Here is a 13,850-nt window from a genome sequence, read left to right as displayed (position 1 = left end):
CTCTCTTTTCCTTCTTCTTACTTGCTGCGCGCGGAGATTTCGCGCCATTTTTTGATCATCTGGATGGCGAGGGGAGCGGGTTCGCGGCCCCCCTTTTCACCGAAGCGGAGCATCACGACCACGACGAGTTCTGGCTCCTCCCACTTCTTGTGCTGCGCATCATCGTGGAATGAGATCCCTGTGAACCAGACGTGGTCTATCTTGTCCGCTTCCGACTCAGCATCGATCGTGTGTTTATAGAGGATCTCAGGCGTTCCCGTTTTTCCAACCACACAGTGCTGCAGGTCCACATAGTCGCGCATCACTTGAGGATTTTTAATAAGCGGCGAGACGGCAGCAGGTCTTGCAGTTCCTCTCTGGCCAGCGATCACACGGTGCATTCCCTCTAGCAGAAGGTTTCGCACCTCATCGGGCAGCGAGACAGTCTGCTTTACCTCTGTCGATGCGCAAGAGACGAAACTCTTGATCTGCTCCTTCTGCGTCTCTACAAAGAAGGGGAAGGAGATCCCCACGAGAGCTAGCTCCTCTTTGAATGAGAACTCGCTGCTTTCAAAAGGAGACTCCTCTTCATAAGTCGCCTCCTTTCCTGCCACAGCCTTGACGATCTTGGGCTGTAGTACTTGGCCTCCATTTGCAACCGCAGCAGCCATTACAGCGGTCTGAAGCGGCGTAACCACGAGAGAGTGCTGTCCGATAGCAAACGAGTAGAGGCCTGTTCGGTTATAAGAGAGATCGCTCGGCACGCTCCCGCCCACTTCACCAGGCAGTTCGATCCCTGTGGTCTGTCCAAATCCAAATCCACGCGCTGCAATTGCCAGCTGTTCTGGATCTTCGAGATGCTCTCCTGCAAGGATCGCAAAGTAGATGTTGCTCGACTGCTCCAGAGCCCCCGTCACGTCAATGCGACCGATGTGGGAGTGGCTACTACGCGGAAGCTGCCCCCCTTTGTATAGACGTCTAATCGGCTCTCCAGAGAGGGTATATCCCAAGATCTGTTTTGAGGTGTTCTTGTTTGCATCCCACTTCAAGTCATCGACGAGAGTTAGAGGGTTAAGATCTCTCGACACTCTTTCGGAGAGCGTCTGATGCCTCTGCCTTAACGCTTCATATGCAGTGACGATCTTGAACACAGATCCCAGTGGCGTTGGCTGCCGAAATGCCTGCGATCTACCGTAAGAAAATCCGTAGAGAGGATAAAAAGCCGCTGCAAGGTGCTTCTCGAGCTGCTTCCCCTTTGCATTTCTCAAGTGTCTGTAGCTGCCAAAGAGCGGGCGAGAGAGCTCTTGAAACGAGTGCATCGTCTGCAGGTAGCTGAGTGCGGTCGAGTGCGGAAGAGAGGAGATCAGCTCTTTTAATCTGCCGAAAGAGGAGTGCAGAGCAAGAGGCTCTTTGCGCAGCTCGAGAATTTGCGCTACGTAGGGCTGAAGTTCCGTAGGTAGATCTGATGTTTTGCCCAGAATAAATGTCTGTACGAGAAGCCAGCGATTCTTCTCCCAGAACTCCTTAAAGAGTCCTCGTTCGAGCTGCTGCAGATATTCTGTGTAGGGCCGCGTGTAGCGCCTAGACTCCTTCTCTTCTCTGCGCTTGGCTTTTAAAAACTCCTTAAAATGGGCACGTCTCCAGGCGTTAAAGTCGATGTCGTGATAGAGCTCCTGGATGTAGGGTTTAAGCAGCAGCTGAGTGGAGATTGCAGCTTGGCAGAGAGCCCGAGCGGTAGATAAGTTCTGTCCCCCAACAGCCTCGAGAAGCTGTGGAGAGAACTCCTCTTTCTTTGCCATTAGATAGGCCAGATCTATCAAGAGCAGCTTATCATCGTTTTTGGGAATGGAGGCGAGATAGTAGTCGATCCACTTTCTGCTCGATTCGTAAATCTCTCCCTTTTCTTTGCAGCGCGCCCTGACTGCTTCTCGCGCCTCTTCGGAGGAGCCCCCCTTTGTCTGCAAGCGAGAAGGGGAGTGTCCCTCTTCGTCGTAAAGCGCATCGATTAATGTTGCCATCTCATCTTGTGCGGAGTAGAGCAGCAGAGTGTCTAGCTCCTTTTGCAGGCGCACGCACGTGCTTAGATCGCCAAGGCGATCTAATGCGCTTCTCACACTTCCCCCTGAGGGGAGGATCAGTTCAAGATAGCGCTCCCAGTTCAGCGCGAGTGTCTCCTCTTTCAAGGTGCGATTCACAGAATCGAAGACCTCTCTCTCTAGAGGACGCTTCCCATCCCAGATCTCTCCGGCATAGCTCTCGCTCTCCAGCCAGCGCAACCGGTCGGACTCTTTTTTCTGCTTGCTCTCCGGTTTCTGCGAGGGAACAAAATCGTTCGGATTGAAGCGTGGATAGGAGGCTAGTGCAAGCACCTCTCCCGTTTTCGGATGAAGAGCTACGATCGCGCCTCCCTTAATCCAAGGGTAGTCCAGCTTGATCTCTCCCTTCTGATTCTTCTTGTCGCGAATAGGTTCGTGCTGTGCTAGCAGCATCTCGGCGAACTCTTGTAGCTCAGCAGAGATCGAAAGCAGGATTCTCTCGCCCGGCTTGGCTCTTCGTCCCCCTGGCAGCTGCCGAATAAAATTTCCTTTTACATCCACCTCGACCATTTTTTTTCCACAAGCGCCGCGCAGATTCTGGTCGAAGGCGCTCTCGATCCCGCTCTTTCCAACCAGGTCGTTGATTGTGTAGGCCTTCTCTTTCAGCTCTTTTAATCTCTTCCGCACTTCTAGGGGAGTCTCATAGCCCTGAGGCAGAGGAACGAGCTCGCCTGCTTCTCTCTGAGTTAAATAGGTTTGGAGCTCCTCAATCTCTTGGGCGATCGCCACATACTCTTTTTCGCTGATCGGGCCCAGGTAGCCAAGAACGTCGCAGCCCACCTTCCCTCTTGGGTAGAACCTTTTTGAAGAGCGCCGCGCCTGCATTCCAGGCCAATCTTTTTCGAGCGCCTTTAGGCGGTAGTACTCTTTCTCTGAGACATCTTCTTTAATGACAAAAGGCGTGTGAGGGAAGAGAGAAGCTCTGCCGATGATCGCATCTTCTACCTCTTGAGAGGTTAACCCTAGCTCTGTTGCTAAAAATTTTGACAGCTCCGCCACATAGGCCATCCTTGCCTGGGTCTTCACCCACTTTCCCTTATCGTCTTTCTTCCAAACTACGCTTGGAATCTGGCGGATCTGCGCAAATGAGACCGAGATATTGTACTGTATGGTGTTGATTGCTAAAGGAATGTTGAAACGGTCGCGGATCGTCGCTCTCTCGACGTTCTCAATGACAACTCTTCTCTGCGGTCTGCGGGCCAGCTCAAGGTGCTGGTCGTGCTGAACAGTTCCCAGATACCAGACGCGGATCAGGACGAGCAGAAGCGCAACCAGAATCAGGTTGAGAACCCTATTCGCTTTGGTGTGTACCGTCGAACTCATCCGCATTCCCACTTTTTCCAGCTCATTCTATACAACAATTTATAGTTTGTAGAACCTTAAAGTTATATTTTATGTCGCAGGGAGTAAGAGAGCGCTCGGAGAAGAAACGGACGAGCACGGACACGCGCAGAAGAAAGAATTCTCTCCCTCTCTCTTGCCCGCCTGTCCATTTCCTGTCCGTTTTCGTCCGTTTCCTGTCCATTAATGTCCGTGCTCCCGGGCGGGTTCTTCTCCGAGCGCCTCCTTTTTCATTGGAAAAAAAGGTGGCATTGCGGTAAAAGATTCTGATTGACAAATGCGCCTGTAGTTCAATGGTAGAACCGTAGCCTTCCAAGCTACTTGTGTCAGTTCGATTCTGATCAGGCGCTTTGTGTGAAAGTCGATTAAATTAAATTTTTAACCAAGACCGAAATCTCTACATTAAGTAGGGATGCCGCAGTCAAAAACAACAAAAGGGACAAGGCTTGGCAACTACAAAAGAACATACTGTTCAAATCACGATTAAGGACCTCTTAGAGAGCGGAGCCCACTTCGGGCACCAGAAGCACCGTTGGAACCCAAAGATGAAACGCTTCATCTTTGAAGAGCGCAACGGAATCTACATCATCGACCTCGCGAAGACCATGCAGCAGATCCGCAAGGCTGCTGAAGTCGTACGAGAGATGACAGCAAAACGCAAATCTATTCTCTTCGTCGGCACAAAGAAACAAGCAAAAGCAGTTCTTCGCGAGTGCGCTGAAGAGTGCGGCGAGTTCTACGTGTGCGAACGCTGGCTCGGTGGAGCTCTCACAAACCTCTCTACGATTCGCCAGTCAGTAAAAACTTTAGAGCGCACAGAGAAGCGCATCGCTACAGGCGGAGCAGATTTCACTAAAAAAGAGCTCTCTCTTCTCAGCAAAGAGCAGATTAAGCTCGATCGCAACCTCTCAGGGATCCGCGCAATGCGCAAGCTTCCTGGGCTTCTCGTTGTCGTAGACCCAAGCCGTGAGCACATTGCCGTTGCAGAAGCTAACAAGCTCGGTATTCCAGTTCTCGCTCTCGTCGACACCAACTGCGACCCAGATCCTATCGACTACGTTATTGCATGCAACGACGACGCTCTTAAGAGCATCAAGATCATCCTGCAAGCGCTAACTCAAGCGATCATCGATCAGAAGAACGACATGCAGCTGACCATTTCAAAAGAGCAGAAAGAGCGCATCGATGAAGCTGCTGGAAGATCGAGAGAGAGCGATGTTGATGCTGATGAGGAGAAGTCATGAGCGAAAAAGTCACAGCAGAAAAAGTAAAAGAGCTCAGAGAGCGCACTGGCGTTGGCATGGGAAAGTGCAAAGAAGCACTTGAACAGGTCGGCGGCGATATGGAGCGCGCAATCGATTTTCTCCGTAAAGCTGGAATGGCGAGCGCTGTAAAAAAAGAGGGAAGAGAGACCAAAGAGGGTCTCGTCGGTTATGCTGAAGGCAAAACTGCATTCTCTCTTGTCGAGATGAACGCCGAGACAGACTTTGTCACGCAGAACGAGAAGTTCAAAGAGTTTCTTAAAGAGGTTTGCAGTGATGCAGCTGAGACAAAACCCGCTTCTCTAGAAGCGTTTTTAGCTCAGAAGAATCGCAAAGATTCGAGCATCACAAACGATGAGCAGCGCGCGATCGTGATGCAGAGCCTTGGCGAAAATATTAGAGTGAAGCGCCTCACAATCATCCCCAAGAGCCCAGACCTCTCTATCGGCTTCTACTCGCACATGGGCGGCAAGATCGTCTGTGTTGTAGAACTCCAAGGTGGAGCAGGGCAGGAAGCTCTAGCGCGCGATATCGCAATGCACATTGCAGCCGAGTCCCCAGACTATCTCGCTCCTCAAGATGTGCCCAGCGATGTCAAGTCGCGTGAGGAAGAGGTTGCAAGAGGCCAGGTTCAAGGCAAACCAGCCAACATCGTCGACAAGATCGTCGAAGGGAAGCTAAAAGCCTTTTACGATATGAGCTGCCTCGTCTGTCAGAAGTATGTGAAGGATAACTCCATCACCATTACTCAGCTGCTAGAGAACGAGTCGAAGCGCCTCGGCAAAAAACTCGCCATCAAACGCTTCCTTCGCTGGCAGGTTGGAGCATAACCCAAACTTTGGAACGAGAGAGTGATGAGCATGAAGGTAAAGTACAAACGGATCCTGCTCAAACTCTCTGGCGAGGCCCTCCAGGGCGATGGAAAGTTCGGATTCGAGCGCAGCGCATGTGAACACATCGCTCGCTCGATTAAAGAGATCCATGAGAAGGGCGTAGAGATTGGCATCGTTATCGGCGGAGGAAACGTCTTCCGCGGAGCTCAAGCCTCCCTCTTCGATTTCGCCCGCACCCCAGCTGATCAGATCGGAATGCTCGCCACCATCATTAACGGCCTCGTGTTGCAGCAATCTCTTGCTGCTGTTGGCGTCGAGAGCCGCGTCATGAGCGCTCTTAGTGCAGACTCGATTGTAGAAAAGTACAATTGGAAGCAGGCCCTCCTCTCACTCCAAAAAAAGATCCCCGTCATCTTTGTTGGCGGCACAGGAAACCCCTATTTCACTACCGACACTGCAGGCAGCTTAAGAGCCAGTGAGATGAGCGCGGAGATCTTGCTCAAGGCTTCTACTGTGGATGGCGTCTACACCGACGATCCCAAGAAAAACCCGAAAGCCACCAAGTACAGCACACTGACATATTCAGAGGCACTCGCCAAAAATCTTAAAGTCATGGATGCTACAGCAATAGCACTCTGTCGTGAAAATCGTATTCCCATCTATGTTTTTAACCTCTTTGAAAAAGGAGCCCTGTTAAAAGCGATCTGTGAAGAGAGGGATGGAGTTGTTGGCGGCACCATAGTCCAAGGAGAATAGAAGATGAGCGTTCCAGATCAAGTAAAAACAAAAATGCAAGCCACTGTTGAACACTTTAAGCAAGAGCTTAAGGGGCTTCGCAGCAACCGCGCCAACCCCGCCATCATTGAAAACGTGATGGTAGAGGTCTACGGCTCAAATATGCGCATTAAAGAGCTTGCGAACATCTCCGTTCCAGAGTCGCGCCAGCTCCAGGTGTCGCCATTTGATCCCCAAACAACAGGCCCCATCGCAAAAGGCATTGAAAAGGCGAACCTCAACCTTCAGCCCATCGTTGAAGGGGGCGCCATCCGCATCATGATCCCTCCGATGGATGAGAACGTCCGTAAAGAGATCGTTAAACAGGGCAAGAAGAAGGCAGAAGACTCCAAGATCACCATCCGCGAGACGCGCCGCAAAGGCAACGAGCAGGTGCGCAAACAGAAGGCCGATGGAGAGATCGCAGAGGATGTGATGAAAAAAGCCGAAAAGAGCATCCAAGAGTATACAGATAAGTTCTGCAAAGAGATCGACGACCTCTTTGCGCAAAAAGAGAAGGAGATTTTAACTGTTTAAATGCATGGTAGGTTTAAGTGCCTCTTGCAAATAATAGCGGGAATTCTTTAGATTCTTAGCGTTTTTAGAATGGCCCCATCGTCTAGTCAGGCCTAGGACACCAGATTTTCATTCTGATAACAGGGGTTCGAATCCCCTTGGGGTCACACGAGACTTTAGCTCAGTTGGTTAGAGCACCTCACTTTTAATGAGGGGGTCGATGGTTCGAGTCCATCAAGTCTCAATTTTTTTCCAAAAAAATTTAGGTTTTAGAGTGCGGCAACTTAGCGCCGCCTTTCTAAGGCATCGGCACGGCGATCTCTCTTTCATTCCTAATAAACAAAAATTACTTGTCTTAAGCATTAATCTTTTTTTGACCGAACGAAGAGAGGTCCCTGGAGTGCGCGCGCTCTGCGCCGCCCTGAATTTCTTAAAATTTTGTTTTTCACAACTCTGGTCAGAAAGAAGCCAAGGCGGCGCAGAGCGCGCGCACTCCAGGGATTTCGCTTCGCTCAATCAAAGAAAGATATTCAATTAATCATTAATGTTACTGTAATTGTAATTAAGTGTTATAATTTTATGTCTATTTATTATAGATTTTACAAGAAGCTGTTTGGAAATAGATTTCTTGCAAAAAGAGTGTGAAGAGGTGTAGGCTCTACGCCTAAAAAATTAAACAAGAGAAGCATCTATGGTAATGCAAGTGAATATAAACGCGGTAAGAGACTGGTCCCACGCTGACGCAGATATTCTACCTCTCACCTACCGTGCAATGGACTGGGTGACCACCGAGATCATGAATCCTCAAGAGCCACTCAAGAATGCAGATGGAACCGTGAGGCTTGGCAGGCATACTGGAAAGCCGCTATTAACAGATGCTCAGTTAGGATGCCTTGAGAGCATGGCGCGTAGAGTTTTTGGAGCTCTCTGCTACGCAGGGCTTCTCGTTGCAGTTGTAGCAGAGGAGATCGTGCGTCTCGCCCTCTCCCTTGCTGCTATTCCATTCACCCTTCCGCTTCTCGCGTTGCAAGATAGGAAATTTCAAGATTCTTGGACTTGGTATTGCATAGCTCAGGCTATTTTTTCTGTAATCTATCTGATCGATGGGCCCCTGCTTTCAATCTCTGCGATCGTTCAGAAGTGTCTGCTCGATGTAGTTAATGAGGGCGGGTTCCGTAAAGAGTTAAACGAGCTAAACATCTGCGATTTCTAGTAGCATCTGCGACGACGACTAATTAAACAGGAGAATTTATGGTATTCAACGTAATCGAATCAAGAGACTATAACAATCCAATCATGACTCCCTTTGCAGTGTCGGGAATGATTTGGGTAACTGAAGATTTTCTACATCCAATGGAGCAGGCGAAAGATGCAAAAGGCGATCTAAAGGTGCGAGTTGTCCCAATACGCAATCATGAAAATAAGATCGTAAGCTCAAGAAATGAGCCCATAATGGAGCGAGCGGAGATGGGGTGCCTGGAGAGCATGACGCGCAGAGTTATCGGAGCACTCTGCTATGCGGCCCTTGCGGTGGCGGTGGAGGTAGAGCTTGTTGTGCGCGCTGCGCTTACCCTAGTCCTGATTCCTATCAGGATTGCTTACGCATGCTTGTGCGATAATTGTGACTTCACAGGTGTGCTACAGTTTTTAGATATTCTATTTATCAAGGATATTGGCCTGGCGATCGACGCGCCGGTGCGCGCAATTTCCGGGATCGTGCAGAAGTGCCTGCTGAATCTTGAGAATAAGTGGGGCGATCCTAAAGAGTTCGATGACCTCGCTCTCTTCTGCTAACCCGAGTTTTGATAAAAAATTAAACAGGGAAAAAATTTATGGTATACACACCAACTAGATCCGAATTTAACAATGCCGGAATAACCCCCTTTTCTCTACAGGCGATGGATTGGACAACAGAGTTCATTACTCCTCGCACGCAAGCAATTGATAAACATTCGGGCGCACTGCTTACTGATGAGATACGAAGATGGAACTCCCAAAAGGGAGATTATGAAAAAGTGCAAGTTGCCAGGATGACGGCAAATAAAGAGCTGGACTGCCTCGAGAGCATGGGACGAAGAGTTGTAGGAGCGCTCTTCTATGCAGCTCTTGCTGTAGCAGTAGAGGTAGAGCTTGTTTTCAGAACTCTGCTTTATACTGCTCTACTTCCGTTCATTATAGCCTGTGAGTACTGCGATGATGGAGATTGGAGTGACGAGCTGGGAAATTATGTAGATCAGATGATGAAAAATGGGCTCTATGCCATCGATGCGCCCATTCGCGCCCTCTCCGGAATTGTACAAAAGTGTCTACTCAATCTCCAGAACAATGAAGGCGGCAAAACATACAGAGAGCTTGCGCTCTGCCAGATAGTATAACTTAGAGGGTATCTACAAAGGCAGCAACATGCTTTTTTAGTCTTTTCGGCAGACTATAAATTGTCTTTCTTGGCCTACTTTCTCAAGTATGTCCTGCGAAAAACAATTTAAATTCTGCCAAAAAACCTTAAAAAATCAAAGTTTCTGACTTTGTAGACGCCCTCTTACACAACTTGATTTGGAGAATTTATGGTATTTACACCGGAAACAAAAGATTTTGGTAACGCATTCATAACCCCCGCTTTCCATTGGGGAATGGACTGGACAGCTGACTTTATTACCCCCAGCGAACAAGTTGTGGATGGGGATGGTCCGAGGTTCGAAGCGGTCAAAAGGGGAGATAGGACAATTAATGTTCCAGTGATGCAGAACGTCGAAATGGACTGCCTGGAGAGCCTTGGAAGAAGAGTCGTTGGAGCGCTCTGCTTCGCAGCGCTTGCAGTAGCTGGAGAGGTTGAGCTTATCTTCCGTGCTCTGGTTGCAGCTGTTCTAGTTCCGGTCTTTATTGCATATGGATTATTCTGTGATGATTGCGATTTTGATACGGCGGGTGCTTTTACTATGCTCTTATTCGTCGATGCTTTTTTTGCTATCGATGCGCCTGTGCGCGCCATCTCTGGGATTGTTCAGAAGTGTCTGTTCAATGTTCAGAACGAAAAAGGTCTGGGCGTCACATACTGGGATCTTTCGATCTGCTGGTAAGCAGAGCAAGCCTCTCCCTCTCAAAGAGCGCATGCAAATGCGCTCTTTTCTTTTTTCCTTTTTCTTTGACCGAACGAAGAGAGATCCCTGGAGGATTTCGCTCCGCTCAATCAAAGATATTAAAATAATTATTAAGTTGGAAGCCATCGCAATTAATTGTTATAATATTTATCACTATTTTATAACGTTCTGCAAAAAATTAGAAGGAGAAGAATTTTGGTATTCAAAGTGATCGACTGGAGCGACTACGACAATCAAACAATAACTCCTTTCGCAATGGAGGGAATGCGTTGGGTAACTAATGATTTTATGGATTTGGACCAGCCTGTAAGAGATGCAGAGGGCAAGTACATTTATGATAAAGTCGATGTCGAAGCTGCAGATGGCAAGATTGAACAGCGAGAAAGAGTTCGCTATCAACGAGTAGGGTGCATAGAGAGCATGGCGCGAAGAGTTATCGGAGCTCTCTGCTATGTAGCTCTTGCTGTGGCAGTAGAGATAGAGCTTGTCGTGCGCGCTGTGGTTACGCTTTTTCTGATTCCGCTCTCTTTTGCTCATGCGTGTTTGTTTGATAATTATGATTTCGATGATACGACGTTTCTTTTAGACCTTCTGTTTATTAAAGATCTTGGCTTAATAGTCGACCTGCCGGTGCGCGCAATCTCCGGAATCGTTCAGAAGTGTCTGTTGGATCTTAATAACGAGAATGAGAATCCCAAAGACTTTGAAGAGCTCACGCTCTGTAGCTGCAAAGGTTTAGAGACCGAAGCTTCGTAGAACGCTTGCAAATGCGCTCTTTTCCCTCTTCTCTGTGGTAAAAAAATTTTTTGTTTCAAATAAAAATTAAGGGCGGCGCAGAGCGCGCGCACTCCAGGGATTTCGCTTCGCTCAATCAAAGAGTAATAAAGAATGGATTAAAATAATCATTAAATGGAAGTTATTGCAATTAATTGTTATAATCTTATCAATATTTATAATGTTTTCGAAAGGCTTTTTAGAAAGGAGAGCCTTGCAAAAAGAATATCAAGAGGTGTAGGCTGTACGCCCGCCTTAAAAAATTAAGAATCAAAAAGGGAGAGAGTTATGGTTATCGCAGCGCTTAATCTAGAGGTACTAAGAAAAGGTAGCTTTTTAGATACTCCAGTTACCTACCAGTGGATGGATGATGTAACCGAGTGGATGAATCCGAAGCAGCCTCCAAGAGCTTATGCTGATGGTGCTACAGGCCTGCCTGGAGAGCCCGTTATACTTGATAAAGAGCTGGATTGTATCGAGAGCTTAGAGAAGAGGGTTGTGGGAGCTCTCTGCTTTGCAGGGCTTCTGGTTGCTGCAGAGGTTGAGGTAGTTGTGCGTCTTGTTCTGGCTCTAGTTGTCGCAGCCGTTTCGTTTCTATTTAGCACTTGTGTTGGTGATATGGCAGCGATTGGGGATCAAGCACTGGAGCACGCTATTCTATCTGGCATACTCATTGTCGATGCTCCAGTAAGAATCATCTCAGCGCTAGTTCAGAAGTGTCTACTTGATGCGCAAGGAGCGCATGGACGCAAAAACTTAAGAGAACTTTCACTCTGCTAAGCTAAGGCGAAATTTATGGTAGCATTTATTGAGAGGAGAGTCCTAGCAAACAATGATGATGAGACCTGCGATTGCATAGATTATCCGCTAACCTATGCACTGATGGATGGCGTCACAGAGTTTATAAGCCCTAGGCACATGGTGGTCAGAACAAATGAGATGAGCCGCGCGATCACGGGTATAGAGGTGAGAGCAGGAGGCAAGCAGCTGATTCTGGACGCTGAGATAGGGATGGCCGAAAGGACGGGCAGAAAAATCGTTGGAGCGTTCTGCTATGCGGGGCTTCTTCTGGTTGCAGAGATAGAGATGCTCGTGCGCATCCCTCTCTACTTTCTGGGTTTTCTCTATAGTGTGTATTACTACTTACAGAAGGACGATCCAGAATTTATTACGCTATTTCGAGATCTAACATATTTAGCCTGCATCTTCCTTGTCGATGCGCCCATTCGAACAATCTCTGCTCTCGTACAAAAATGTCTGCTCGATGTGTGCAATGAGCGGCGCGTGCGAAAAGATTTTTCAGAGCTCACCGTTTGTGAATTGATCCATATTAGAAAAGAGTAGAGAGATTTTTATGTGTGTTGGCATCTCAAAAAGCAATGTGGAGTCTTATGGCAAGGAGCTCTTTGCTCCCTTCGCTTACACAACTTTCAATGATTTGAATGAGTTTTGCAATGTGAAGGCGGATGGTTTAGAGGCGATGGCGAGAAGAGTGGTAGGCGCGCTCGGCTATCTGGCTCTCATGGTTGCGATAGAGGTGGAGGCTGCCTTCCGCCTCGCCCTTGGCCTTATTGCACTTCTTCCCTGTTTTGCAATTACACTGGTGCGTTGTAGAGATGATCTTCTCGAGATCTCCTTTCTGCTGATGATCGGAGCGCTATTTTCAATTGTGGATGCTCCCGCAAGAGCGATCTCCGCGCTTGTCCAGAACGCGCTGCTAGGCAGAGGGCTAGATTTTGACGATATCAAGCTCTGTCACTCTTAACGACTGTTAACAAGTGGGTCAGCTCTGCGGACTTCAAGGGTGATGCCGGTCGTGGAGCTCTCCTCTTTGAGAAGAGCTAGCACAGCATCTGCAACTTGCGTCGGAGTGAGAAGAGATGAGGGCTCCTCTTCAGGAAAGTAGGAGCTGCGCATGCGGCTCTGAGTACGCTGTGGAGCAAGCGCATTGATGCGCAGCCAAGGTCTCTCCTCTGCTAGAGCCTGTGTGAAGTTCACGACAGCGGCTTTAGCCGCAGAGTAGACGGCATACCCCTTTCTGCCGCGAGAGTAGGCGGAAGAGGCGATGTTGATGATATCTCCCCCCTCCTTAATCTCTGCATGCTTACAAGAGAGAATGACGCTTGTCAGGTTGGTGCTGATCAGCTCTTCAATCTCGCTCGAATCTAGAGCGTCCACCTCTTTTAATTTAAAGAGCCCAATGCAGTTGATGAGTCCGTCAAGAGGCCCCTCAATTGATGCGAGCTGTTTGAAAAGAGCTTCGCACTGGCTGGGTGATGAGAGATCGGCCATGTAGGGCTCTGAGCTGCGCGAGATCAGTTGGACGCGCGCTCCCTCTTTCTCCAGAGCAGCTCCGATCGCTCTGCCGATATCGCCCGTTCCTCCCGTAATGGCAAAGAGCTTGCCGTTTAAAGATCTCTGCGCGCTACCTGCTTCGGAAGGAGGGGAGGTGCGTCTGAAGAGCTGCTCTGCGAGATAGAGGTCGAGATCGGTGGTGATTTTGATGTTCGACTCATCCCCCTCGACGATCCGCACGGGATGCCCGAGCGCAAGCACGAGGGAGCAGTCGTCGGTTGCGGCGCGCCCCTCCTTTTCCGCGAGCTCGTGAGCTTTGAGGATAAGCGGGTAGGAGAAGCTCTGGGGAGTCTGCCCGCGCAGGTAGTGGGCTCTCTGGGGGATCTCGTCGATCTTCTGGCCATCTTTTGAGTGGACGATCGTATCGGCAGAGGGCGTGCAGGTGTCTGCAGCTTCAAAAGCCTGGCAGGCGGCGATGTTTTCGCGCAGGATCTTCTCAGTGACAAAGGGGCGTACAGCGTCGTGGATCACCACATGAGTGGTTTGGGGAGAGCAGGCGAGTAGCCCGAGATAGGATGACTCCTGGCGCGTTGCGCCGCCAACTGCAATGCGAATATTATCTGTGCAGCCTTCAAGATCGCTCTTCACCTCTTCGGCCCACTCTTCAGGGCAGACGAGGATGATCTCAGCGAAGAGGCTGCTCTTCAGAAAGCGCTCTAGCGTGTGGAGGTAGATCTTCTTACCCGCAAGCGCATGAAACTGCTTGGGCAGCGCGCTTTTGAACCTTGCGCCCTTTCCTCCCATCAGCAAAATTGCACTTACATATTTAGTTTGATTCAATGTCATACCTATCCAATAGGTGATATAGCCGATTTTATAGGT

At 49.1% G+C, this 13,850-nt stretch carries 14 protein-coding genes and 3 tRNA genes; 15 read left to right on the top strand and 2 right to left on the bottom strand.

Features of this window, described 5'->3' with window-relative positions; all coding sequences use genetic code 11:
• Window positions 1–17: 17 nt before the first annotated feature.
• Window positions 18–3,398, bottom strand: coding sequence for a hypothetical protein (locus HYX48_02545; GenBank protein MBI2742777.1), 3,381 nt, complete (start codon window positions 3,396–3,398; stop codon window positions 18–20).
• Window positions 3,399–3,695: 297 nt separating this feature from the next.
• Here HYX48_02545 and HYX48_02540 point away from each other — a divergent pair.
• From HYX48_02540 to HYX48_02470, 15 genes are all read left to right on the top strand, one after another.
• Window positions 3,696–3,766: transfer RNA gene (locus HYX48_02540), tRNA-Gly, on the top strand.
• Window positions 3,767–3,862: 96 nt separating this feature from the next.
• Window positions 3,863–4,660, top strand: coding sequence for a 30S ribosomal protein S2 (gene rpsB, locus HYX48_02535; protein ID MBI2742776.1), 798 nt, complete (start codon window positions 3,863–3,865; stop codon window positions 4,658–4,660).
• Window positions 4,657–5,508, top strand: coding sequence for an elongation factor Ts (locus HYX48_02530; protein MBI2742775.1), 852 nt, complete (start codon window positions 4,657–4,659; stop codon window positions 5,506–5,508). The genes rpsB and HYX48_02530 overlap by 4 nt, the downstream gene beginning before the upstream one ends.
• Before the next feature lie 24 nt (window positions 5,509–5,532).
• The gene (locus tag HYX48_02525; GenBank protein ID MBI2742774.1) at window positions 5,533–6,267 is read left to right on the top strand and encodes a UMP kinase; all 735 of its coding nucleotides are present in this window, start codon (window positions 5,533–5,535) and stop codon (window positions 6,265–6,267) included.
• A 3-nt stretch (window positions 6,268–6,270) separates the two neighbouring features.
• A complete protein-coding gene (gene frr, locus HYX48_02520; GenBank protein ID MBI2742773.1) occupies window positions 6,271–6,822 on the top strand; it encodes a ribosome recycling factor in 552 nt (183 codons plus the stop codon).
• Between the two features lie 71 nt (window positions 6,823–6,893).
• Window positions 6,894–6,968: transfer RNA gene (locus tag HYX48_02515), tRNA-Glu, on the top strand.
• A 3-nt stretch (window positions 6,969–6,971) separates the two neighbouring features.
• A tRNA-Lys gene (locus HYX48_02510) sits at window positions 6,972–7,045 on the top strand.
• A 447-nt stretch (window positions 7,046–7,492) separates the two neighbouring features.
• Window positions 7,493–8,014 (top strand): hypothetical protein, encoded by a 522-nt coding sequence (locus HYX48_02505; GenBank protein MBI2742772.1) that lies wholly within the window; start codon window positions 7,493–7,495, stop codon window positions 8,012–8,014.
• Between the two features lie 38 nt (window positions 8,015–8,052).
• Window positions 8,053–8,595, top strand: coding sequence for a hypothetical protein (locus HYX48_02500; GenBank protein ID MBI2742771.1), 543 nt, complete (start codon window positions 8,053–8,055; stop codon window positions 8,593–8,595).
• A 38-nt stretch (window positions 8,596–8,633) separates the two neighbouring features.
• Window positions 8,634–9,176, top strand: coding sequence for a hypothetical protein (locus tag HYX48_02495; GenBank protein MBI2742770.1), 543 nt, complete (start codon window positions 8,634–8,636; stop codon window positions 9,174–9,176).
• 189 nt (window positions 9,177–9,365) lie between these two features.
• Complete coding sequence (locus HYX48_02490; GenBank protein MBI2742769.1) at window positions 9,366–9,878, top strand: hypothetical protein; 513 nt, start codon at window positions 9,366–9,368, stop codon at window positions 9,876–9,878.
• A gap of 216 nt (window positions 9,879–10,094) precedes the next feature.
• Window positions 10,095–10,655: a hypothetical protein gene (locus HYX48_02485; GenBank protein MBI2742768.1), complete on the top strand. Its 561-nt coding sequence runs from the start codon at window positions 10,095–10,097 to the stop codon at window positions 10,653–10,655.
• Window positions 10,656–10,961: 306 nt separating this feature from the next.
• On the top strand, window positions 10,962–11,453 hold the full coding sequence (locus tag HYX48_02480) for a hypothetical protein (protein ID MBI2742767.1): 492 nt from the start codon (window positions 10,962–10,964) through the stop codon (window positions 11,451–11,453).
• A 15-nt stretch (window positions 11,454–11,468) separates the two neighbouring features.
• Window positions 11,469–12,017 (top strand): hypothetical protein, encoded by a 549-nt coding sequence (locus tag HYX48_02475; GenBank protein ID MBI2742766.1) that lies wholly within the window; start codon window positions 11,469–11,471, stop codon window positions 12,015–12,017.
• Window positions 12,018–12,027: 10 nt separating this feature from the next.
• Window positions 12,028–12,438 (top strand): hypothetical protein, encoded by a 411-nt coding sequence (locus tag HYX48_02470; GenBank protein ID MBI2742765.1) that lies wholly within the window; start codon window positions 12,028–12,030, stop codon window positions 12,436–12,438.
• Here the strand turns inward: HYX48_02470 and ispD are convergent.
• Entirely contained in the window at window positions 12,435–13,814 is a 1,380-nt protein-coding gene (ispD, locus tag HYX48_02465; protein ID MBI2742764.1) for a 2-C-methyl-D-erythritol 4-phosphate cytidylyltransferase, read from the bottom strand. The genes HYX48_02470 and ispD overlap by 4 nt on opposite strands.
• Window positions 13,815–13,850: the final 36 nt, after the last annotated feature.

The organism is Chlamydiales bacterium, assembly GCA_016185065.1.
GTDB lineage: Bacteria > Chlamydiota > Chlamydiia > Chlamydiales > Rhabdochlamydiaceae.
The sequence above is the reverse complement of the archived record's forward strand: the minus strand, read 5'-3'. Positions and strand labels throughout refer to the sequence as shown.